The following is a 22707-nucleotide window of genomic DNA, read 5'->3' as shown; positions in this document are numbered from 1 at the left end:
GTTTCTAGAGCTGGGTGAAAGCCGCGACGGCGGGATCGGAGCCGATGCGGGCGCCCGCCTCCAGTGCCGTAATGGCTGCCAGTTCGGATTCGGTGAGGGTGAGGTCCGCAGCGCCGAAGTTCTCACGCATCCTCTTTGAGTCAGCGGACTTGGGAATCACAATGGTGCCCTGGGCGAGGTGCCAGGCCAGGATCACCTGTGCAGGAGTAGTGCCGTGCGCAGCAGCGACCAGGGCCACCTGCTCGGCGTTCAGGTCCTTGCCCTGACCCAGCGGACTGTAGGCTTCCACGGCGATGCTGAGGTCCCGGCACTTGTTTGCCAGCTCGCCCTGCTGATACGTGGGGTGGACTTCAATCTGGTTGACTGCCGGAACCACCTCAGCGTCTCTGAGCAGCGTGTCCACGTGCTCGGAAAGGAAGTTGGAGATGCCGATAGCTCGGATCTGCTTGTCCTGGTACAGCTTCTCCATCTCTTTCCACGCCTGCGTGTAAAGGCCCTGCGAAGGGACGGGCCAATGGATCAGGTACAGGTCAATGACTTCCAGCCCCAAGGCGTCGCGGCTGCGTTGGAAGGCGTCATAAGCCTCGCCCTGCTCCCCATTGCGGAGCTTGGTAGTGATGAAAAGTTCTTCCCGGGGAATGCCCGAAGCAGCCACGGCAGCGCCGACGCCGGCCTCGTTGCGGTAGGCAGCCGCGGTGTCGATGTGGCGGTAGCCCGCTTCAAGGGCGTCTTCCACTACCTTCTGCGTTTCCTCCGCAGGCACTTGGAACACACCGAATCCAAGCTGGGGGATGGTGACGCCGTTGTTCAATGTCAGCTCTGGCATGACGGTCTCCTTCGACGGGATGGTTATGGCGGTGACGCTCCGTTTTCCTGTTGCCAGAAAGCGTTTTCGGAGGCTCTCTACCGAGCCTATTCACTTTTGGCGGCGGAGTCAGCAATCCAACCTGATCCTGTTTTTCCTAGGTCTGGTAGTCCTACCCACAATGGTGGTCTTTCACACGCTGCCAACGGCAGAATGGATGAATGGGTCAAAGCGCCGAGTTCGGTAAATTCCTCAAGGTCATGCGTGCCCGTCTCTCACCCGAGGACGCTGGAGCACAGGAGTCCAGTGGTGCCCGAAGGGTCCCCGGGCTCCGCCGGGAAGAGGTGGCCAGGCTCTCGGGCGTCAGCACCGATTACTACACGCGCCTGGAGCAGGGCCGTAACATCCACCCTTCCAGGGCGGTCCTGGACTCTGTGGCCCGAGCCCTGCGCCTGGACGCAGGTGAGCAGGCACACATGATGGACCTGCTGGAGCACTGCGCCAGTTCTGCAGGCAATCCCGGCCCTGTTCAAGGGGTAAGGCCGGCGCTCCGGCAGTTGTTGGACGCCGTAGGTGATGTGCCGGCCATGGTGTTGGGACGGCGTGCGGACGTGCTGGCCGGAAACCGGATGGCTCATCTGCTGTTCACCGATTTCTCATCGCTTCCCGCGCCGGAGCGGAACCTGACCCGCTGGATCATCCTGGACCCCTTGGCCGGCACGCTGTTCAGAGACTGGAAGACCGTGGCTGCTGAAGCCGTGGGTGCTCTCCGTATGGATGTGGGCCGACACCCCAACGATCCCCAAACCAATCAACTCGTGGGAGAACTCGCCGTACACAGCGAGCATTTCCGGCAGTGGTGGGCGGGGCACAAAGTGGCGTCCCGGTCTTCAGGCACCGTCCGGCTGCACCACCCGGTTGTGGGCCACCTGGAACTGAACTTTGAAACGCTCAGTCTCCCGGACGATCCCGACCAGATGCTGCGGATCTATTCCGCGAAGGCCGGCTCGCCGTCGTCGGACGCTTTGACGCTGTTGAACTTTGGCGACCTCGGCACCCAAGTCAACCAATCTGCCACAGTCAACCAAACCGCCGCACCCGAAACCGCCCACCGAGATGACAGTTAACGACCATCCGGAGCTCCGGAACCGTCATTAACTGCCATCTCGCGGTGTGGGTAAGGGGTGTGGAGCCCTTGGTTTAGCGCTCCAGGCGGAAACCGAGTTTGATGGTGACCTGCCAGTCGGCAATTGTGCCTTCCTCGAGGTGGCCGCGGATTTCCTTGACCTCAAACCAGTCCAGGTTCCGCAGGGTTTCGGAGGCCGTTGCGATGCCGTTCTTGATTGCGTCGTCAACGCCTTCGGTGGAAGTTCCTACAATTTCGGAAACGCTATATGTGTGGCCAGCCATGGTGCTCCTCATCAACGTCATACGAATATCCGGAAAAGAAAATCAGGCCCGCCAGGCAGGCCGTCCATGCAGACTAGCCCACGGATCATCGTGCGGCCAGAGGCTGCAGGGGCTTAGCTTTCACGCCAGTCGTTGCTGGTGATGTGCGAGCCCGCCTGCGGTCCCATCTGCAGCATTCCGCCATCCACGGGCCACGAAGCGCCGTTCACGTAGCTGGAATCCGGGGACGCCAGGAAAGCAATGACGGCGGCGATTTCCCGGGCATCCCCGGGGCGCCCCACCGGGACGCCGGGCCGTTCCTTCTGCGTGGGATCCTCGTCTTCCTGGCCCGTCATGGGAGTGGCGATCTCACCCGGTGCCACGTTGTTGGCAGTGATCCCGTGTTCAGCGAGCTCCAGGGCCATGGTTTTGATGAGGCCACCCAGGCCATGCTTTGAAGCGTCGTAGGCTGAGGCCCCAACCCTCGGTTGGAACTCATGGACGCTGGTGACCGCGATGATGCGACCGCCGCGGCCGGCCTTGACCATGCGCTTGGCGGCAGTCTGCATGGCCACGAACGCGCCGTTGAGGTTGGTGTCCAAGGTGGACATCCAGGTGTCGTAGTCCAGCTCCAGGAACTTGGTGCCATCGCCCGTTCCGGAGTTGTTCACGAAGACGTCCACACCGCCAAGCTCCTCAGCCAGTTGGTCGATGGCCGCGGCCGTTCCCCGGACATCGGTGGTGTCCAGTTGGCGGACTACTGCTTTCCGGCCCAGGCCGCGGACCTCCCCGGCAGTTTCTTCAGCGCCTTGCTGATCCGAGTGCCAGGTGATCCCTACGTCCATGCCCGCTTTGGCCAGCGCCACCGCCGTGGCCTTTCCGATCCCAGAATCCGATCCTGTGACGATGGCGGTCTGCGGGGAAAATGGTGCATCGCTCATTGTCTTGCCTTTCGGTGATGTGATCAGTCCGATGATTTATCCCTACCCAGGGATTCCGGCCGTAAACACTCCCGGCGCAAAAGGGTCATCCCGGCGCAGGGTGATCGAGTGTAGATTTCTTGCAGCAGCACCCAGTGAATCCCCACAACCAGGAGTACTCATGTCAGAAGTTATTGTGGTCGGCGTTGACAGCAGCGAGACGGCCAAACGCGCAGCAGTGGCAGCAGCGAAGTTCGCCACCGCACTCGGCGCCGAACTGCACGTGATCAGCGGCTTCTCCGATGACCGCATCGAAGAATTCGGCAGCGGCAGCGACCGCATCACTGTCTCCTCAGCCGACTCCGCGGAATACGTTGCCCGCAAGGTCTCCGAAGAGCTGGACGTCCCCGCCGGCAACATCAAGTACTTCGCGGCCCGCGGTACTCCGGCCAACGCCCTCATCAACTACGCCGAGACCAACAACGCCTCACTGATCGTTGTAGGCAACAAGCGCATGAAGGGCCTTGGCCGCGTCCTGGGCAGCATCGCCAACAGCGTGGCGCACGGCGCCCCGTGCGACGTCTACATCGTGAACACCGACGTCGACGCGTAACCAACCCATGTAGGGGACAGCACCCGTCGCAATGCATGCTCATTAGAGCGGGTGCTGTCCCCTGGTTGGGTAGCTCAGCCGGGTGAGGGCTACTCGCTTAGCGGCGGCGGGTTGTCCGGGCTGCTTTGGCGACGCCTTTAAGGACGACGACGACGCCGGCACCCGCCAAAAGCCACGGCCCCGCAACAATGATGGGGTCCATCCACTGGTGCTTGGTGTCCGCGCGTTTCCTGCCCCACCTTGATGACATACCGTGGTTCTTGAACTCGCTCAGTACCCCGGTTTCGGTGATCGGGTTGTCCGGGCGCAGCGTGGCAAATGACTTCAGGTGGTTCTCCCAGGCGTCCACGCGGTCACCTGCGATCAGGAGCAGCCAGTGCGCAGCCCGTCCTTCGCTGTACTTGTAGGCGTATTTCCTGATGGCCCCTGAGAGGCCTTTTGGCGGGGTTGATGTGCCAAAAACAGGTGTCAGGAATTTGTGTTCAACAGATCGTTCACGGGGCCATTTCTCCTCTTGGCGCTCCGGGAAGTCCCAGTGCGCCCCGGTGGGGATCCCGCGCTGCTCGCGGGGGAATGACGGCCGGTCCTTGGGGTCCAGGTCCACGCCCCAGCCCGGGATTTTGGCCCGGAGTTCCTCGGGTGTTGGCCGTGGTCGCGGCCTGTCTGCTGTGTACGGCATGATGTCTCTCCTTTTTCGCCTGGTCTGCCCGGCTATGCGGCCGTGGTCACGATCGGCTTGATGCAGTCATCCAGCTTGGCCGAGAAGATGTGATATCCCTCAGCGATGTGTTCCAGCGGAATCCGGTGGGTGATGATGTCGCTGGGTTTCAAGTAGCCGTTCCGGACGTGTTCGAACAGTCGGGGCCACTGCCGCTTTACAGGGCACTGGTTCATCCGCAGGGTCAGTCCTTTGTTCATGGCATCGCCGAATTTCACGGCGCTGAACATCGGGCCGTAGGCGCCCACCACGGAGACTGTTCCGCCTTTCCGGACGGAATCGATCGCCCAGTTCAAAGCGACGGGCGAACCGCCCTGCAGCTTGAATTTCGAGGACGTTATGTGCTGGGTCAGGTTGCCGTCCGCTTCAGCTCCGACGGCGTCAATCACCACGTCCGCGCCGAGGTGGTCGGTTGCTTTCTTCATCTCCACCACGATGTCGTCGTATTCGTTGAAATTGTAGGTCTCGGCGTGGGCAAACTCCCGCGCCTTCTGAAGGCGATACTCGAGGTGGTCAATGACGATCACCCGTCCCGCGCCCATCAACCACGACGATTTCGCTGCGTAGAGCCCCACAGGTCCTGCTCCAAAAACCACAACAGTGTCACCCTGCTCAATGTCGCCCAATTGTGCCCCGAAGTAGCCGGTGGGGAGGGCGTCGGTGAGCATCACCGCGTCTTCCTGATCCATCCACTCGGGTATTTTGGTGGGTCCGACGTCGGCGAACGGCACGCGCACGAACTCCGCCTGGCCGCCGTCGTAACCACCGGTGGTGTGGGAGTAACCGTAAATGCCGCCCACCGCCGTCGCGTTCGGGTTGACGTTGTGGCAGTTGGAATACAGGCCGCGGGCGCAGAAATAGCAGGACCCGCAGTAGATATTGAAGGGCACCATCACGCGGTCCCCGACGCTCAGGTTTTGAACCGACGAGCCAACCTCGTGGACCTCGCCCACGAATTCATGCCCGAAGGTCATCCCAACCCGTGTATCCGGCATCATGCCGTGATACAGGTGCAGGTCTGAGCCGCAGATCGCGGCTCCGGTAACCCGGACTATTGCGTCATTGGGATGCTCAATCCGGGGGATATCTTTTTCTTCGACCGTGACTTTGTACGGGCCGCGGTACACCATCGCTCGCATTTTTTGCCGCCTCCAACAGCTAGCTGTCGATACAGGTCAAAATGCTAAGTCTCCTTATTATCGGTGTCCAGTTCTTTTTCAAGTAGCTCGCATTCAGTGGCCTTGGAATGCTTCGGCCAGCCACCACGAGCCCCCGTCGGAGGCGATTTTCGCGTCGATCACCAGCGGCCGGTTCTGGGTTCCGGCTTGGTAGGCCGCGATCCAAGGCTGGATGGCGGCGAGGTCCGCCGCGGTCCGTACGGTCACGCCTTCGGCTCCGAATCCGCGGGCTATGGCGGCGATGTCCGTGTCGGGGAACACGACGCTGGCAAGCTCAGCCTCAGTGTGTTCGGACGCGAAGTGATGCACCTCGGCCCCATACGCGGCGTCGTTGTAGACGATGCACACCAGCGGCAGCTTCAGCCTGGCGGCGGTTTCGAGTTCGCTGATGCCCATGAGGAATCCACCGTCTCCGGCGCCCAGGACCGGCAGTCGGTGGGGTTGGGCGAGGGCGGCGCCGATGGCTGTGTAGAGTCCGAGTCCGATCGCTTGGAATGCCTGGGTGAAGCAGAACCCGAACTCGTCCGGCACCGCGAGGTATTGGCTGGGGTAGCCCATGAAGTTGCCTGAGTCCACGGCCACGATCCTGTCGGCGGGGAGCAGGGTATCGAGTTCATGGCTGAGGACGCGGGGATCGATAGCCATGGAGGTGGACAGGTCCTCGGTGTCCACATCACGCCACCGGGAACCCTGCTTGATGGCCAGGGCGTTGGCTTCAGTGCGGTACTTTTCAGCCGGCTCGGACTGCCCGGAGCGCAGGGCCGTCAACGCATCCGCGGCCGTCAGTGCTGAGTCCCCCAGCAGGCCGAGGGTGATGGGGCGGTTGGCGCCGAGGGCGGAATCCTCGACGTCGATTTGCACTACTTTGGTGCCGGCGGAAATGAGTCGCCCGTGCCGCATGGTCCACATGTTCAGCGCGCAACCCCACCCCACAATCAGGTCCGCGCCGCTGATCAGCTCGGCCGTCAACGGTGAGGAGAAACCGCCGGAAATTCCGAGGTTGTGGGAGTCGCCGTTGAACAGCCCGCTCGCCACGGCGGAGGTTGCCACCAGCGCACCTGCATGGCGGGCCAGTTCCAGGATCTCTTCCCGTGCGCCCCTGCCGCCGCGTCCGGCAACGAACACGGGCCGTTCCGCGGCAGAAATGAGCGCCACCAGTTGCTCAACGGCGGCCGCGTCCGGGCGAACCTTCAAAGGCTCAGGCACGACGACGGCACTCACCTCGTCCGCCGAACTGGCACCTTGGACATCCAGCGGCAGGCTCAGGACCACCGTGCGGCGCTCATTCACGGCTGTCCGGAAGGCCCTCACTGTGTCCGCGACAGCGGTGGCGGGGGAGTGGATGCGTTCGGCCACGGCTCCCACGCTTCTGGCCAGCCCGTCCTGGTCGATCTTGAAGTTGGACCTGATGGCGGCGGCCTGGGTGTCGGCGGTCAGCACAATCATGGGGGTGCGGCTTTTGGCTGCCTCGCCGATCCCGGTGATGGCGTTGCTCAGCCCGCAGCCCTGATGGGTGGTCACCACGCCCACTTTGCCGGACATCCTCGAGTACGCGTCCGCCATGGTGGCAGCACCGCCCTCGTGCCGGGCCGCGGTGAAAGGAATGCCTTCGGCCATGAGGGTGCCCGTGACATCGAAATTACCGGAGCCCACCACCCCAAAAACGTGTCCGACGCCGAGCTTCGCCAGCGTTCTGCCCACCAGTGTGGAAACCCGTACCTGCTCGCTCATGCCTTCTCCGCCACATCTTTTTCAACCAGTGCGTACACGCGGCTGGGACTTCCCGTGCCGCCAACAATGGGCAACGGCGCCACCATCAACGTGGCACCCGTGACGGGGAGCCGGTCCACGTTCCGCAGCGAGGTCACACCATACTTGTCTGCGCCCAGGAGGAAGGAGTGAACGGGGAACATTGGATCCAAGGAACCAGCTTGGCCGGCGTCGATGCCCACGGTCTCCACACCGAAACCGCTGATCGAGGCGTTACCCGCAAGCCACTTGGCACCCGCAGCTGAGACCCCGGGAGTGTGGGGACCGGCGTCGTCCGCGTTGACGAAGGCCGCAGCGTCCGTGCCGCGGGCCGCCCAACCGGTGCGGAAAATGATCCAGCAATTCTCCGGGAACAACCCATGCTTAGACTGCCACTGCTCAAAGTGTTCCGGTTCCAACAGGAAGTCAGGGTCCGCGGAAACCTCGGCGGTCTTATCGATCACCGCTACCGGTCCCACCAGGCGGTGCGGCTCGATCTGGTCCACGGACTTGCCGTCCTTGCCCGTGATCCAGTGGACCGGGGCGTCCAGGTGCGTGCCGGCGTGTTCGCCCACGGTGACGTCGTTCCACGCCCAAGCCGGTCCGGCGTCGTCGAAATTACTCACCGGCGAGACGGAGAGCCCCACCGTGTTAGCGAACGGCTGGGGCAGGTTCAGGATGGGGGTCTCGGAACTCAGGGGCGTGGTGAGATCGATGATTTCCACCGAACCACTCGAAAGGGCTGCAGTGAGCCCGGCCAGAACAGACATTGTTCTCCTTATCGCTTGCTTGGTTTCAGTGCTGCTTAAATTTCAGTGCTGCTTGAAGGCGGGAAAGTCGTGAGGGTGGTGCGGTCAGTTTTTGGGCCACCAGGTGTCCGGAACCCCCGGAAAGTCCGGGCCCCGGATGAGTGGAAGCGCCGATGTGCCAGAGGCCTTCGACGGCGGTTTGGTGTCCTGCCGCTGCCGGGAAAGGCCGCCAGAGCAGGTTCTGGAAGAGCTCCGCTGAGCCGCCGTAAGGGTCGCCGTTGACGGCGTTGGGGTTGGCAGCAGCCAGGTCTGTGGGGGCGAGGATGTCAGAGGCGAGAACAGTAGCCCGGGTTCCGGGAGCAAACCGCTCAAGCCGTGCCAGGACCCGCTCCAAGTAGCCCTGTTTCAGCTGCTCGGTCCAGCCACCTTCCACCGGCAGTTCGCCCGCTGCGTCGCCCACGGGCGTGAACGGGACTTCCTGCAACTGCAACCACAACGTGGCCTTGCCGTCCGGGGCCCGCGATGGATCCAGGACGCACTGTTGGCCCACCACCACGGTGGGTTCGTTGGGCAACAGCCCGGCTTCAGCCTGTGCGCAGGCAATCCCTGTGCTGTCTGAGCCGTTGCTGATGTGAACCAACGGGACCGTTTTGAGCCGGGGATCGAGCCATTCCACAGGTTTGTCCAGAGCGAGGTGGATCTGCATGGCTCCGCGGCCGTTCTGATACCGTTCAGCAGCCGCGGCAGTGCCGGCCGGGGGCTGGCGTAGAAGCCGGGTGTAGAGGGCCTGCGGCGAAACGTTCGCGAGTACCGTCTCCGCCGAAATCACACCTTGGGAAGTCCGGACGCCGGTGACGGAATTGTCCTCCACCAGGATCTCCTCGGCGTCTGCACCCAGCATGATCCGGGCACCGTTGTCGCGCAGCAAAGACTCAAACGCCGCCACGAAACTCGAGGCCCCACCCTTCACAATCGGGAGCCCAAAGCTGTGCATGCTCATGGCCATCACCGGAAGCATGACCCCGCCGGTGGCCTGGTCCGGGCCGAGACCTGCGTGGAGGAGCCACGGCGACCACAGCTGGTCCGCTTCCCACCCGTCAAAGCGGCTGCGGGTGTAGTTCCGGCCGCTCATCACCGAATCCCGGACGAAAGCCTCCGTCCCCGTGAAGCGCCCGCGACGGACAGCGCCAAAAGCAATCTTTGCTACCTGCCCAAAGGACCGTAGCTCCGCCCCGAAGGCCCCGAATACGGTTCCGGCATTGCGGCCCAGGTCGTCCAGCATGGCCAGGTACGCAGCGGAATCGCCGGGCTCCTTGAACGCGGCAGCCGTTTGCCCCGGATCACGTTCCGCGATGACAACGCGGTGGGATCCTGTGACTGGATCGGCAGCCACGCTCGCCGTCACCGGTCCTGTGGTGTTGGCGTACTCCAGGCCCCGGGCATGCAACTCCTTGCCGAGCGCCCCGTAGGCGCCACCGGAGACGAACAGCGGGTGCCAGGAGGAGAAGGAGTCGTGGATGAAGCCCGGCAGGGTCCGCTCGGCGGAATGGATGAAACCACCCAGCCGGTCCGAGCGCTCAATGATGCACACGCGCTTCCCGGCCAAAGCCAACTCTGCGGCCGCCACCAAGGAGTTGATGCCTGAACCGATGATCGCGACGTCAACTGAATCGTCCATCTCCGCGCCTTTCGTGAGAGTGTCCCTGGCCAGGAGAGTGTCCCTGGTCAACAGACTGTGCCTGGAAATCCGGATGGCTGGCGGTGGCGTGATACTTGCCGCCGTGGAACACCAGGGGTGCGCCGCCGTCGTGCTTGTAGCTTTCCACCTCGCCCACATATATGACGTGGTCACCGGCATCATGTCGCGAAACGGTGCGGCATTGGAAGGTAGCCACCGCGCCATTCAGGAGCGGAACGCCGGCGATGCCCTCGGTGGTTTCCGCGCCCACAAACTTGTCCGTGGCCGGCGTTGCGAATTGGCGGGACAGGACGTGCTGGTCGCTGGCCAGGATGTTGATGGCGAAGTGCGTGGCGTCCTCGAAGTCGCCCAGGCTGGGCGCGCGTTTGCTGGGGCACCAAAGCACCAGCGGCGGCTCCATGGACACTGAAGTGAAGGAGTTCGCGGTCATGCCCACTTTCCTGCCGTCCGCGGCTACGGTGGTGACCACGGTGACGCCTGTGGCGAACTGGCCCAAAGCGCTCCGGAAATCACGGACATCGAAAACCGAGGTGTCCTCTTCTTTTCTGGCCTGCATGAAGTCGGCGGCGGCAGCGGAATCGAACCACCAGGGGTACGAGGTCCGAGGGTCATCGAAACCGCTGACGATGCTTGCCGCCAGCGCCGGATGGTGGGCAGCCTCGCTTAGCAAAGTCTTCTGGTGGTCCCGCCGCGGCTTCAGGAGATCGTTGGTCCACTCCACGGCCCACTGGCCCCAGCCGCGCCAGAATTCATCAAAAGTGCGCTCCATCCATGTGCGGTCAAAGGGCTGCCGGCCACGGCGAACGATCGCATCAAGGTAATACTTGGCGGCAAGCGTCGCGTTGTTGGAGCCCTGCCCGGTGAGGGGATCATTGAGGACCACAGCGTCCCCGAGGCCGAACACCAACGTGCCGTTGCTGAGCTCCCCGACGGCGGACCTCACCGTGGGCGTGATGCGCCCCAGAAGTGTGGCGCCATCATCCGTCAGCTCCGCCCCGGCGAAGTTCTCAGCCTCGTGCGGGAAATGCTCGCGCAGGATCTCCAGCGAACGTTCGAGCTGCTGTTGCGGCGTCCCGACGTCGGTCCAGCGGTCCATGGGGCCACCCACCACGCCTTCGAACACCATCATGCGGCAGGGGCCGGAGACTGTCAGGCCCGGGAACGTAAAGAACTCGCCGACGCCGGGGGCCATGGACATGCGGATGGCTTCGCCGCTGTTGGAGGTACTGGAAGCTTCCGCTTCACCTGCCCCGATTGCGGAAGCGCCGGCGTCGGGCTTGACGTAGTTCAATGCCAGCACCCGTTGCGGCCGGTCGAAGGGCGACTTGGACTTGTCGCGGGGGAAGATTTGCCCGATCTCGCCCTTGCCGGTGCTCACAATCACCAGCTCATAGTCATGGGTGAGCTCTTCGAGCATCCGCGGGGTTACCTTCTCAATGCGGAAGTCACCCCCGGCGGCCACGAACGTCTCGATCCAGAGGGCGCTCTTGATGCGCTGATCGATGGAACGGGCGGGGCCATCCAGGGGAGCTTCCCACTCGATGGGCTCTTCCGCGTCCACGCGCAGCCGAATAGAGGTGATGCCCGGCACGGAACCGGACTCGTAGAATTCGCTGAGCGCCGTCCCCAGCTGGGCTTCGGCGTCCAGGGCTGTGGAGAACATGCACTGGCTGGACATGACTTTGCCGGTGCGGATCTGTGCTGCGGAACGGTCGGACAGGAGCGTCACAGCGTAGCCGTCCCGTTGGAGGCCGAGGGCCAGCTGGGCGCCGGATTCGCCAGCACCAATAATTGCTATTTTTCGCATAACGGAGTCCTTATTAGCAGGGCTGTGCTAGGAAACCTTGGCGGCGGAGAGGCCTGCCAGGTAGTCAGCGGCTTTGTCCGGATACATGAACCAGTTCTGAAATTCCGGCGGGTGGTTGAAGCCATTGGCGAAGCGGTGTGCGATAGCAGGCTCATTGTTTGCGGCACCCAAGAGCTCCAGGACGTGAGGCGGCGGCGGAGCCAGGAGGGCATTTGTCCAGTGTGCAACGTGCTGGGCGTAATCCCAATAGCGCTCGAACGTGGCCTGCATGAAGCCTGCGTCGAACGTCGCGCTCCCGTGCTGGATGATGCTGTCCATGTAGGACGCGGCGCATTTGCTGGCGTTGTTCGAACCCTGCCCGGTGATGGGATCGTTCAACACCACGACGTCGGCCAGGCCCAGTACCTGCCGTCCGCTGGGCAGCGTAGCAATGGGGTGGCGGACGGTAGGCGCGAAGCGGCCCTGGAGCACGCCGTTCGGATCGGTCAGTTCCACCTCTGTGGCCCGCGCGGCTTCCCACGGCAGGAAGGTGTTGAGGATGTCCTTTGAATTCTGCAGGTGTTCCTCGGGTGAGAGGCCTTTCCACGTATCCATGGGTCCGCCCGGGACCCCCTCGAAGACCATGATCTCGCAGGGGCCGGTGGTGGTGAGCGCTGGGAAGACGAAGTATTCGCCCACGCCGGGGATGAGGTTGAACGAGACCGCGGAATATTCTTCGCGGGGTTTTAGTCCCTTCACATAGGTCAGGGCCAGTGCGCGCTGCGGTGCGTCGTAGGTGCTGCGTTCGGCGTCCCGGGTGAACAGTTGGGCGATCTCACCTTTGCCGGCCGCCACGATCACGAGGTCCGAGTTCTGCGTGTATTTCTCCAGCTCAGCCACGCCGGCATCTTCGAACACCAGCTCGCCGCCCCGTGCGGTGAACTCCTCCATGAACTTGGGGAACTTGACCCGCTGATCGATCGACTTGGCGTGGTTGTCCAAGCGGGAAGCCCAGCTGATGGCCTTCTCACCCGGCAGCTCGGGATGCGGGATGGTGAACGATATTCCGTCCACGGTTGGCGCGTCCGGCCAGAAATCCAGGCCGAGGTCCCTCTCGTGCTCCAGAGCGTTGTGGAAGATGCACTGGCTGGAGGCTACTTTGCCCTCGGCAATCTCTTCGGGTGTGCGGTTGGAGATGGTGGTGACCTGGTAGCCGGCGTCGAGCAGGCCGATGCCGAGCTGCAGTCCGGACTGGCCGGCGCCGACGATTGTGATGGGGCGTTGCGTCATGGTGGTGCCCTTTTCTCTTTAGGTCTTTTTGCGGGTTGGGTAGGGCTGGTTGCTAGTTTGCGGCGAGCAGGGGAATGGTTTCTTCGGCGCGTTCCGGCCCCAACGCGGAGTAACCGCCGTCCACAGCCCAATCCGCGCCGGTCACAAAACTGGCTTGGTCGCCGGCGAGGAACGCAACCACGTCACCCACCTCGTGCGGGCGGCCTACACGCTTTAGTGCATGGAAGGGTGCCGCCACGGAATCTGTCTTCTCAAGGTTTCCGTTGCTGAGGGAGTCCATGATGTTGCTCCACACCCAGCCCGGACTGACCGAGTTGACCCTGATGCCGTCCGGTGCGAAGTCCACGGCCATGCTGCGGGTGACCTGAACCAAGGCTGCTTTGCTGGCCGGGTAGAGCCAACGACCGGTCTGGGCCACTGAACTGGAAATGGAGGTGAAGTTGATGATGGCCCCCCGCCCGGATGCTTTGAGGTATGGGCGGGCCGCGTTGCTTGCCACAACGGCGCTGACGAGATTGACGTTCAGTGCCTCCAGCCAGTCCGCGCGTCCCGAGGCTGCGCCGTCGTCCTTGTAAGTGCACGCGAGGTTCACCAGGATATCCAAGCTCCCGTGCGCAGCAGCGGTCTGGCTGACCAGCCGGTCCACAGCGTCGTCATCAGTGATGTCAGTGTGGGAGTAGGTGATCCCGTCGCCCAGCCCGGCGGTGAGGGAGGCGCCGTCGGGATCTATATCCGCCACCACCACCGTGGCGCCGGCGTCCCGCAATGCGGTGACCACGCCCTGGCCCACCTTGGTAGCTCCGCCGGTAACAATTGCCGTCCTGCCCTTGAGTGCTGACATGTGCCGACCCCTTTCGCGTGGAGATGGTGCTGTTACGGAGATATGACGTGCGTCATATTTGTCTTGCAAGCGACTCTAGGCAGCCGGCGCCGGAGTGAATATCCATTTGGCGCGGGAATCATCCGAATTACGCAGGGTCTTCCTCTTCCACTGGTCCTCACCTCGCTTCGGCCGTTGGTATGGTTTTGTGAGCTGCGTCATACTTGTTCTAAAAGCGACTCTAGACAGACGCTGCACTCCGGAATATCCACTTGGCGCGGGGATCATCCGAAAGGCGAAAAGTTCCGGAAAACCGTGTGACGTGCAATTACCCGTGAAGTAGGTGGCGGATGGTCAGGATTCTTGCCCGTGATGTTCTGCGGGGGCAGCCAACAATGGCCACAAGCAATGTGGACGAGGCGCATGCCAAGATTGCGGAGTTGTTCTGCAGCCATGAGCTTGCCCCGCGGACACGCGCCTCCCTGATGGACATGAAGCTGCGTTCCTTGCACCGTGGCGATGTTGGAATCGAGTTCCTGGATTACGGCGCGGACGTTCGGATTGAGCCGGAGGGCCTCCAGGACTTCCATCTGGTGCAGATTCCCCTGGCGGGACACGCTTCCATGCAGGTAGGTGCCAGCACCGTGGAATCCAGTCCCCGCATGGCTACGGTTCCGCCCATAAACCGCCCCTTTTCCATGAGCTGGGACGGCGGCAGTCCGCACCTCATTGTCTACGTACGTCGTTCAGCGGTGGAGCGGGTGGCGGGGCAGTTGTACGGAGACAGCGCTGTGGACCTGGGCTATGGCATGGACCTTTCGGGGGCCGCCGGCCGCGCCTTCTTGAGGGCCGTCGTCGAGCTTCATGACGACATGATCAGCCGGCCACAAACCACGGCCCCCGCGTTTGTGCAGGGATTGCTGGCGGACAGCATGGTGTCACGATTTCTCATGGCGATGGAATTGCCCAGTGGTGAGACCCGGGATGCGGAGTCCGAGAGCCGGCTGGTCAGGGAATGCCGCGAACTGTTGGAGCGGCATGCCTTTGAAGAACTCACCGTGCCGGACATCGCCGAGTGCCTGGGTGTGTCGGTTCGCACCCTCCAAACGGCGCTTCGGGCGGAAACCGGAGCGACGCCGTCGGAGCTGCTGCGAAGTATCAGGCTGGACCGCGCCCGGGAGATGCTTCTCGAGGCGGACCCCCGCCAGCAGAGCGTCACGGCAGTGGCTGATCTCTGCGGCTTCACGCACCAAGGGCGCTTCTCTGCGCTCTACGTGAAGGCCTTCGGGGAGCTGCCCAGCGAGAGCCTGCGCCGCTGACCCAACTGCTGACCCAACTGCTGACCCAACTAGGGGACAGCAGACGTCGGTATGGGCGTCCATTGTGACAGGTGCTGTCCCCTACTTGGGGAACGCGCTTGGGGAGCGGCTCATGTGCCAGCTACGCCTCCAGCACGTACGTCTTCAGGTCGTCCAACGTCTGCTGCATGTGCGCGTCCATCGCCAGGCGTGCCTCGTTGGGATTGCGGGATTCCAAAGCCGCGGCGATCTTCCGGTGATGGCCGATCGCGTGTTCCTGGATCTCCGGGAACGCTGAAGTCTCGGCGCGCCGGGCCTCCAGGACGCGGTGCAAAGGTTCAAAAAGCACGGCCACAAACACGTTGCCGGAGGCGTGGAGAATTACGTCGTGAAAGGCGAGGTCGGCTTCCACAAACCCGGCGAGGTGGTTGACTTCGTGGGAGGCCTGCATCTTTTCCACGTGGTCCCTGAGTGCGGCGAGCTCATCATCGGAAATGCGTTCGGCGGCCAGTTCGCAAGCGCCGGTTTCGAGCATCCTGCGGAGCTCGATCAGTTGGATCGCAGCGGCCGCATCCTTGGTTCCTTCAGACGCCGCACGCAACACGGCTTCAAGTGATGCCCACTGGTTGAGGGGGTTAACGAACGTTCCGCGGCCGCGCTCAACGCTGAGGATCCGCTGCGCTTCCAGTGTCTTCATGGCCTCGCGCACGGTCATGCGGCTGACCTCGTGTTTTGCGCTGAGCTCCAGCTCGCCCGGTACAACTGTTCCGGGCGGAAACTCGCCCGCGATGATCCTGTCCATCAGCTCATCAGCCACGACGCCCACCAGCGACTTGCGTGCCATGTATCCCCATTTCCTGTACTTCAGACCGCCCGGTTCCCCTCGGATTTCCCTCGGGACGGGTGGATGTCAGACATCTTACGCTGGCGGTGGCCGGCTTGTTTCCCAAAACTCCATGAGTGCCTCCGCGCAGAGTTCCGGCTGTTCCCAGTGGACGTTATGACCGGCGCCGGGAATGGGTGCCAACCGGCGATCCGGGCTTGCGGCCACAAACGCGCGCATTTGCTCGATAGGGCGCACCCGATCTCCAGTACCGGCGATCACCAGCAGTGACGCGCGGACGCGCCCCGGCACCGAAGGTTCGACGCCGGTCATCGCGGCCAGGGCGCTGGCGGACAGGACCTGGAAAGGCACGTTGAAGCCGGTGCTGAGGCGCTCCATGTCTGTTGCGGACAGCTCCCCGTACCAGGCGTTCATGAGTTTCGCTATGGTCCCGGAGTCGAAGAAGCCTTGGTCCAGCTGAGAATTGAGCACCTCTTTGAATCCTTGATTCTGCGGCACCGGGGCCATGCCTACCAATGTCAGTGTGGCCACCAATTCGGGGCGGGCTGCGGCAAGCGTCAACGAAACACTGCCTCCCATGGAATGCCCCACTACATGCACGGGACCCCGGCACCGGGCGTCCAGGGCTGCCGCCACTGAAGCGGCGGCAGAGTCCAGCGTCCATTCGAAATCCGGCGGCAGGACTTCACCCGGGTGGTATCCGGGGAGGTCGATGATCCAGACTTCGCGGCCGGCGTCGAGCAGTTTTCCAGCCAGCGGTTCCCAGTACACGGAACCGGACGCCCAACCGTGGATCAGCACCGCGGGAACGGTCTCACCTGCGGGAATGGTGGGGGTGAGGACGTTCATCCACGGGAGCGGGACAGCGCTGTCAGCCATCCACCCAGCTTAGTGACGGGCAGCACCTTGCGCGGTGAAGAGCCGTGTGTCACACTAATTCAAATGTTAGACGTCTGACATCTTACATTCACCAAACCGCTACAGAGATTTCCCACGATGGAGTGCACAGTGACCCTTGAAGCCGACGTTTTGGCCGCCTTCCCGGCGGAAGTCCGGATTCCCGCTCAGTTGGTTGCCGACGCCGTTGCGGCTTCGTCTGCGGCCGCACCCAAGATCCTGGTAGTCCTCGACGACGACCCCACCGGAACGCAGTCCGTGGCCGATCTGGCCGTGCTTACCCGCTGGGAAGTTTCAGACTTCACCTGGGCCTTCTCCCATATCCGCGAGAACCACACTCAGCCTGCGGTCTACGTCCTCACCAACACCCGCAGCCTCGACCCGGCCGAAGCGGCGGCGCGCAACGAGGAGGTGGTCCGCAACGCACTGGCGGCGGCGGATGGAACGGTCAGCCTGGGCTTCGTCAGCCGCAGCGACTCCACCCTCCGCGGCCACTACCCGCTGGAACCGGACGTCATCGCCGCCACTGTCGCCGCCGAAACCGGCGAGGCGACCGACGGCGTGGTGATCGTCCCCGCATTCCCCGACGCCGGCCGCGTCACCATCGGCGGCATCCACTACATGCGTGGCACCGGAGAAGCCGCAGGCTCCCTCACCCCGGTAGCCGACACAGAATTCGCCAAGGATGCCAGCTTCGGCTTCGCCAACTCCGAGATGGCCAAGTATGTGGAGGAGAAGTCGCAGGGCCGATTCCCCGCTGCCGACGTGATCGTCCTGGACCTGAATATCATCCGCGCCGGATCCTCCGCGCAGGACCCCACCATCTCCGCGAAGGCGATCGCGGACGCCCTTGAACCGGCCACCAACTCCACCCCTATTGTGGCCGACATCGTTACCGAAAACGACTTCCGTGCCCTCGCCCTGGGCCTCGAAGAGGCAGAACGCCGCGGCAAGAAGCTCCTCTACCGCGTGGGACCGCCGTTTGTGCGGGGCCGCATCGGACAGGAAATCCCCACCGCGCTGACCTCGGAGGAAGCCTACGCAGGCAACACTCCCTCCACAGCCGGCGGCCTGATCGTGGTGGGATCCCACGTTGGCGTCACCACACGGCAACTCAACCACCTGACGTCACAGCACAGCTCGGCCCGGATCATTGAGATCGACGTCGAGAAACTCATTGCCGGTACCCAAACTGCGGGCGAAGCAGAAGCGGACGCCTACGTCGAAACCGTCGTCTCCCGCGTCGTCGACGCACTTCACAAGGGCGACGTCATCGTCCACACCAGCCGCCTGCTCATCAAGACCGACGACGCCGCCGCGAGCCTGAAGATCGCCCGCACCGTCTCAGCCGCCGTCGTCGCCGTGGTGAACCGGACGCTGAAGACCTTCCCGCCCCGGTTCGTCATCGCCAAGGGTGGCATCACGTCCTCGGACGTCGCCGCGCATGGACTGGAAATCCGCCACGCCATTGTCCGCGGACCCATGCTGCCGGGCATCGTCTCGCTCTGGGAGCCAGTGGACGGCCCCGCCAAGGGCATCCCGTACATCGTCTTCGCCGGAAACGTGGGCGACGACCAATCACTCACCGAAGTCACCCGCAAGCTCAGCGCCACTTTCTAGAAGCCACCTTCAATGGAGAACACCATGACCGCCAGCAACTACACCGTCACCGTCCTGGGCCTCGGCGCCATGGGCCTGCCCATGGCAACCCGGCTCGCGTCCGAGCTCACCGTCCACGGGTTCGACATCGCCGAGCCCCGCCTGGAGCTCGCAGCAGCAGCCGGGATCAAGACCTTCGCTTCAGCCCGCGAAGCATCGCAGGACGCCGACGCATTGCTCTTGGCCGTCCGCAACGGCGAGCAGCTCAACGACGTCCTCTTCGGCGAGAACGGCGTTGCTTCGGTATTGAAGCCCGGCGCTGTGGTGATCCTCGGCAGCACCGTGGGCACCGAGGCCATCCCGGCCACGGTCGCAAAGCTGGCCGAGTTCGGCGTGGCCCTGGTGGATGCGCCGCTCTCAGGCGGGCCGAAGCGTGCCGGTGAAGGCGATCTGCTGATCGTTGTTGGCGCTGAGCCCGAGGCACTGGAGAAGGCCCGTCCCGCCCTGGAACTCCTGGCATCCACCCTGAGCATCGTGGGCGACAAGCCCGGCGACGGCCAAGCACTCAAGACGGTCAACCAGCTCCTCTGCGGCGTCCACATCGCCGCTGCTGCCGAGGCCATGGCCCTCGCCGATGCCCTTGGCCTGGACCAGGCCAAGACCCTGGCCGCCCTCGAAGCCGGAGCCGCCGGGTCCTTCATGCTTTCCAACCGCGGCCCGCGCATCCTTGAGGCTTACTCCGAAGACGGCGCCGAGGTGCTGAGCCGCCTCGATATTTTCGTCAAGGACATGGGCATTGTGGGTAAGGCAACCCGGGCCGCCGGCCTCGCCGCACCTGTGGCCGCCGCAGCGGAACAGCTTTACCTCCTCGGCCAGGCCCAGGGCCTCGCCGCCGCCGACGACTCCGCCGTCATCAAGGTTGTTGCGCCCACAAAGCGCACCGCTTAAGCACCCCACCAGAACGCGCGACGACGGCGATCCCCCCTTCGCCGTCGCCGCCACCTCCCGCCGGTCTTCCCTGGACTGGTATGTCAAAGGAGACACCCCCAATGAATCCCCTTATCAACTCCTTGATGGTCCGGGCGGCCGATGCCCCACCCATCAAACCCGCAGTGGAGCTGGGAACGCCGCTCTTGCTGGCCATCGCAGCAGCCGGTATTGCCCTGCTGCTGGTGCTGATTATCCGCTTCAAAATCCAGGCTTTCGTAGCCCTGCTGGCCGTCAGCATCCTGGTAGGTGTTGCGGCGCAGATTCCACTCAAGGACATCTTTACTGTGGTGACCACCGGTGTTGGCAGCACCATGGGCAAGGTCGCTTTGCTGATCGCCCTCGGTGCCATCCTGGGGCGCATGATCGAAGTATCCGGGGGCGTGCAGTCGCTGGCCACCCACTTCACTGAAAAGCTCGGCGCCAAGCGCGTCGCTGTCGCTTTGACCGCCGTCGGCTTCCTTGTGGCCATCCCCGTGTTCTTCGAAGTGGGCGTGATCGTCCTCGTTCCGATCGTCTACGCATTCGCCAAGATCGCCAACGTTCACCCCATCAAGTTCGGCCTGCCCATGGCCGGCATCATGCTTTCCATTCACGTTGCTGTCCCGCCGCACCCCGGAATCGTTGCTGGTGCAGGCGTCTTCGGGGCGGACATCGGGCTCATCACCATGATCTCGCTCATCATCTGCATTCCCCTGGGATTCCTGTCCTATTGGGTTGCCAGCATCATGAACCGCAAGGACTACGAGCTTCTGCCCGGGGTTAAGCAGCAGGTTGAAGAGTTCGGCTCCGACTCCCTGGTCCACGTTGGCCACGAGGGTCCCGGTGCCCGCGCAATCGCCCCTCCGCGACCCGGCCTGATCATGTTCCTGATCGCCGCACCCATTGCACAAATCCTCCTCGGTACCGTCGGCACGCTGACCATCCCCAAGGACAACTACTGGTATGGCGTGGCCGCGTTCATCGGCAACCCGTTCTTCGCGCTCCTGGTAGCGGTGGCCCTCTCCTTCTTCCTGCTGGCCGTCCGCCGCAACTGGTCGCTCAAGGAAACCGGCGAGATTTTTGAAGGTGCATTGCCTCCCATTGCCTCCATCCTCATGGTGGTTGCAGCCGGTGGTGTGTTCGGTGAAGTCCTCCGTACCTCGGGCATCGGCGCGGCGCTGTCCCACACGCTGGACAGCCTCGGCCTGCCGTTGATCGTGCTCGGCTTCATCATCTCGCTGGCACTGCGTGCCGCCCAAGGCTCGGCCACTGTGGCCATTGTGACCACCACCGGCCTGCTGACATCCGCAGTGATGGAGGGCGGCTACACGCCGGCCCAGATCGCCGTGATCGTGATCGCCATCGGGTTCGGCGCGCTTGGCCTGTCCCACGTGACGGACGCCGGATTCTGGACCGTGATCCGCTACTACGGCCTCACTGTGTCTGACGGCCTCAAGACCTGGACTGTCCTCACCACCATCCTGGGCCTGGCCGGCTTCGTGCTGACATATGTTGCCTGGATCCTGGTGGGAGGCCTGGCCCACTGATGCGCACCAAACTCGATCATCTGGTCAATGCTGCACTGGTCTCCGGCTCCGCTGTTCCGGCATTCACTTGCTACGACTTCACCACCGCACTGGCTGTTGTTGGCGCGGCCGAGGAAGCCCGGCTCGGCGTGATCCTGCTGGTGGCTCCGAAGACTGCGTGCACACCCAACGGCCTGCGCCTCATTGCCGCCCTGCGTGGTTTGGCCGACGACGCCAGTGTCCCGGTTTCGGTTCAGCTGGACCATGCCTCGGACCTCCAGGTCATTGTTGCTTCTGTTGCCGCCGGCGCGGATGCAGTTCTCGCCGACGGTTCGTCCTTGTCCTATGCGGACAACATCGCCCTGGTACGTCAGGTCCGTGCCGCGCTGGACGCGCAAGGTGCCTCCGACGTCGTTATCGAAGCGGAACTGGGTGGCCTTGCCGGCGACGAAGACAAGGCGTTCGGTACCGATGATTCAACGCACGACGCCGGTATGCCAGTTGCGGGGCTCACGAACCCCGCGCAGGTGGCCGACTTCGTGGAGCGGACGGGTGCCCAACTGCTGGCTGTGGCTGTGGGCAACGTGCATGGAAAGTACAAGGGCGAGCCCAACATCCGCTGGGATGTGCTGCAAGAGATCTCCGCCCGGACGGAGGTGCCGCTGGTGCTCCACGGAGCCTCCGGCATACCCGCGGAAGAACTCGCAAAAGCTCCTTCCCTACGGGTTGGCAAAGTGAACTTCAACACGGAACTGCGTACCGGCATCCTCTCCACGCTGCAGACGGAGACCGCCGCGCACCGGGCAGATGGCGAGAACCTCCAAGGTTTGCTGGCCCGATGGAACCACTCGGCCGGGGCCTTTGCCGGCACCACGCTGGAGCTGCTCAGCGCCTGATGGCCAAGCTCAAGAACGCAGGGAGGCTAGGATCAAACCATGATCCTGGCCTCCCTGATTTTTGCGACAATTGCCGCCCTGCTCCACGTCTACATCTTCACCATGGAGTCCATCACCTGGACCAAGCCCAAGACCTGGAAAACGTTCAGCATCACGTCCCAAGCCGACGCTGAAACAACCAAGCCGCTCGCCTACAACCAGGGCTTCTATAACCTGTTCCTCGCCATTGGCGCCTTGATCGGCATCATCGCCGTAGCCATGGGCGCAACCCAGGTGGGCTGGACCCTGGTCTTCAGCAGTTGTGGCTCCATGCTCTTGGCCGCCCTTGTACTGGCAGCCAGCGGCAAAAAGTACCTCCGCGCAGCTACGCTCCAAGGCACCACGCCGCTGCTCGCCGTCGTGCTCGGTGTGCTGGCAGTGACCCTGGGCTAAACCGGTCCACCGGAACTGGACTAGCTCTCCGGAGGACCATCCTGGGCCGCGGCAGCGTCCATCCACACAACTTCCCAGTGGTGGCCGTCCAGGTCCCGGAACGCGCGGGCGTACATGAAGCCATGATCCTGTGCGTCGTACGTTTCGCTTCCACCGGCCTCCAGCGCCTTGGCGGCCAAGGCATCCGCGTGTTCGCGGCTCTCGGCAGAAAGGGCAACAATTGCCGCCGTCGAGTTATTTGTGTCTGCGATGGGTTGCTTGGTGAACTGGCTGAATTTGTGGTGTGTCAGGAGCATGGCGTAAATGGTCTCGCTGATCACCACACAAGCGGCAGTTTCACCACTGAAGTTCGGGTTGATGGTGTAACCGAGTGCTGTGTAGAAGGCCTTGGATGCCTCGAGGTCGCTGACGGGCAGGTTCACGAAAATCGACGTAGTCATGCGTCTGATCCTGCCGGTGTTTCCACCACTCGTCCAGAGGCAATTTCGCCGTTGTGGATATTCCCGAAGAGACCGGCGCGGCGCTTGCTG

Annotated in this window: 22 protein-coding genes; 8 read left to right on the top strand and 14 right to left on the bottom strand. The window is 63.2% G+C overall.

The features are described from left to right. Positions 1–4: 4 nt before the first annotated feature. The gene (locus tag BACI9J_RS19970) at positions 5–826 is read right to left on the bottom strand and encodes an aldo/keto reductase (RefSeq protein ID WP_159735900.1); all 822 of its coding nucleotides are present in this window, start codon (positions 824–826) and stop codon (positions 5–7) included. Positions 827–1026: 200 nt separating this feature from the next. Between BACI9J_RS19970 and BACI9J_RS19965 the strand changes: the two genes are divergently transcribed. Then, positions 1027–1932, top strand: coding sequence for a helix-turn-helix transcriptional regulator (locus tag BACI9J_RS19965; RefSeq protein ID WP_159735899.1), 906 nt, complete (start codon positions 1027–1029; stop codon positions 1930–1932). Positions 1933–2005: 73 nt separating this feature from the next. Here the strand turns inward: BACI9J_RS19965 and BACI9J_RS19960 are convergent, their stop codons facing one another. Continuing rightward, positions 2006–2215 (bottom strand): dodecin, encoded by a 210-nt coding sequence (locus BACI9J_RS19960; RefSeq protein WP_159735898.1) that lies wholly within the window; start codon positions 2213–2215, stop codon positions 2006–2008. Between the two features lie 113 nt (positions 2216–2328). Beyond that, on the bottom strand, positions 2329–3135 hold the full coding sequence (locus BACI9J_RS19955) for an SDR family oxidoreductase (RefSeq protein WP_159735897.1): 807 nt from the start codon (positions 3133–3135) through the stop codon (positions 2329–2331). 160 nt (positions 3136–3295) lie between these two features. On the opposite strand from BACI9J_RS19955, the gene BACI9J_RS19950 reads away from it, so the two are divergent. Continuing rightward, positions 3296–3727, top strand: a complete 432-nt coding sequence (locus BACI9J_RS19950; protein WP_089593275.1) for a universal stress protein — start codon at positions 3296–3298, stop codon at positions 3725–3727. Between the two features lie 97 nt (positions 3728–3824). On the opposite strand, the gene BACI9J_RS19945 is transcribed toward BACI9J_RS19950, so the two are convergent. From BACI9J_RS19945 to BACI9J_RS19910, 8 genes are all read right to left on the bottom strand, one after another. Further along, positions 3825–4406, bottom strand: a complete 582-nt coding sequence (locus tag BACI9J_RS19945) for a hypothetical protein (RefSeq protein WP_159735896.1) — start codon at positions 4404–4406, stop codon at positions 3825–3827. A 32-nt stretch (positions 4407–4438) separates the two neighbouring features. Beyond that, the gene (locus BACI9J_RS19940; RefSeq protein ID WP_159735895.1) at positions 4439–5584 is read right to left on the bottom strand and encodes a zinc-dependent alcohol dehydrogenase; all 1146 of its coding nucleotides are present in this window, start codon (positions 5582–5584) and stop codon (positions 4439–4441) included. Between the two features lie 93 nt (positions 5585–5677). Further along, positions 5678–7354, bottom strand: coding sequence for a thiamine pyrophosphate-binding protein (locus tag BACI9J_RS19935; protein WP_159735894.1), 1677 nt, complete (start codon positions 7352–7354; stop codon positions 5678–5680). Continuing rightward, the gene (locus BACI9J_RS19930) at positions 7351–8142 is read right to left on the bottom strand and encodes a cyclase family protein (protein ID WP_159735893.1); all 792 of its coding nucleotides are present in this window, start codon (positions 8140–8142) and stop codon (positions 7351–7353) included. Before BACI9J_RS19930 ends, BACI9J_RS19935 begins: the two co-directional genes overlap by 4 nt. Positions 8143–8167: 25 nt before the next feature. Further along, positions 8168–9799, bottom strand: a complete 1632-nt coding sequence (locus BACI9J_RS19925; RefSeq protein WP_159735892.1) for a phytoene desaturase family protein — start codon at positions 9797–9799, stop codon at positions 8168–8170. Beyond that, positions 9783–11627 carry a flavin reductase gene (locus BACI9J_RS19920; RefSeq protein WP_236558785.1) on the bottom strand — a complete coding sequence of 615 codons (1845 nt, stop codon included), beginning with the start codon at positions 11625–11627 and terminating at the stop codon, positions 9783–9785. Before BACI9J_RS19920 ends, BACI9J_RS19925 begins: the two co-directional genes overlap by 17 nt. A 27-nt stretch (positions 11628–11654) precedes the next feature. Beyond that, the gene (locus BACI9J_RS19915) at positions 11655–12896 is read right to left on the bottom strand and encodes a styrene monooxygenase/indole monooxygenase family protein (protein WP_159735891.1); all 1242 of its coding nucleotides are present in this window, start codon (positions 12894–12896) and stop codon (positions 11655–11657) included. Positions 12897–12948: 52 nt separating this feature from the next. Beyond that, positions 12949–13737: an SDR family oxidoreductase gene (locus BACI9J_RS19910; protein ID WP_159735890.1), complete on the bottom strand. Its 789-nt coding sequence runs from the start codon at positions 13735–13737 to the stop codon at positions 12949–12951. Between the two features lie 374 nt (positions 13738–14111). Here BACI9J_RS19910 and BACI9J_RS19905 point away from each other — a divergent pair, with 374 nt between their 5' ends. Continuing rightward, positions 14112–15035 (top strand): AraC family transcriptional regulator, encoded by a 924-nt coding sequence (locus tag BACI9J_RS19905; protein ID WP_236558784.1) that lies wholly within the window; start codon positions 14112–14114, stop codon positions 15033–15035. 121 nt (positions 15036–15156) lie between these two features. Here BACI9J_RS19905 and BACI9J_RS19900 read toward each other — a convergent pair whose 3' ends face one another. Together BACI9J_RS19900 and BACI9J_RS19895 are read right to left on the bottom strand one after the other, a co-directional pair. After that, on the bottom strand, positions 15157–15858 hold the full coding sequence (locus BACI9J_RS19900) for a FadR/GntR family transcriptional regulator (protein ID WP_159735888.1): 702 nt from the start codon (positions 15856–15858) through the stop codon (positions 15157–15159). A 75-nt stretch (positions 15859–15933) separates the two neighbouring features. Next, on the bottom strand, positions 15934–16737 hold the full coding sequence (locus BACI9J_RS19895; protein ID WP_159735887.1) for an alpha/beta fold hydrolase: 804 nt from the start codon (positions 16735–16737) through the stop codon (positions 15934–15936). 129 nt (positions 16738–16866) lie between these two features. Between BACI9J_RS19895 and BACI9J_RS19890 the strand changes: the two genes are divergently transcribed. The 5 genes from BACI9J_RS19890 (at position 16867) to BACI9J_RS19870 (ending at position 22177) form a co-directional block, all read left to right on the top strand. Then, complete coding sequence (locus tag BACI9J_RS19890; RefSeq protein WP_159735886.1) at positions 16867–18375, top strand: four-carbon acid sugar kinase family protein; 1509 nt, start codon at positions 16867–16869, stop codon at positions 18373–18375. Positions 18376–18399: 24 nt separating this feature from the next. Then, positions 18400–19302 (top strand): NAD(P)-dependent oxidoreductase, encoded by a 903-nt coding sequence (locus BACI9J_RS19885; protein ID WP_159735885.1) that lies wholly within the window; start codon positions 18400–18402, stop codon positions 19300–19302. A gap of 101 nt (positions 19303–19403) precedes the next feature. Continuing rightward, positions 19404–20870: a GntP family transporter gene (locus BACI9J_RS19880; RefSeq protein ID WP_159735884.1), complete on the top strand. Its 1467-nt coding sequence runs from the start codon at positions 19404–19406 to the stop codon at positions 20868–20870. Beyond that, positions 20870–21745, top strand: coding sequence for a class II fructose-bisphosphate aldolase (locus tag BACI9J_RS19875; RefSeq protein WP_159735883.1), 876 nt, complete (start codon positions 20870–20872; stop codon positions 21743–21745). Before BACI9J_RS19880 ends, BACI9J_RS19875 begins: the two co-directional genes overlap by 1 nt. A 39-nt stretch (positions 21746–21784) precedes the next feature. Beyond that, complete coding sequence (locus BACI9J_RS19870; protein ID WP_105693827.1) at positions 21785–22177, top strand: DUF1304 domain-containing protein; 393 nt, start codon at positions 21785–21787, stop codon at positions 22175–22177. Between the two features lie 20 nt (positions 22178–22197). On the opposite strand, the gene BACI9J_RS19865 is transcribed toward BACI9J_RS19870, so the two are convergent. After that, on the bottom strand, positions 22198–22617 hold the full coding sequence (locus BACI9J_RS19865; protein WP_159735882.1) for a VOC family protein: 420 nt from the start codon (positions 22615–22617) through the stop codon (positions 22198–22200). Between the last annotated feature and the right edge of the window lie 90 nt (positions 22618–22707).

The sequence above is a fragment of the Arthrobacter sp. 9V genome (assembly GCF_902506065.1).
Classification (GTDB): domain Bacteria; phylum Actinomycetota; class Actinomycetes; order Actinomycetales; family Micrococcaceae; genus Arthrobacter.
This window is presented reverse-complemented; position numbering and strand designations above follow the sequence as displayed.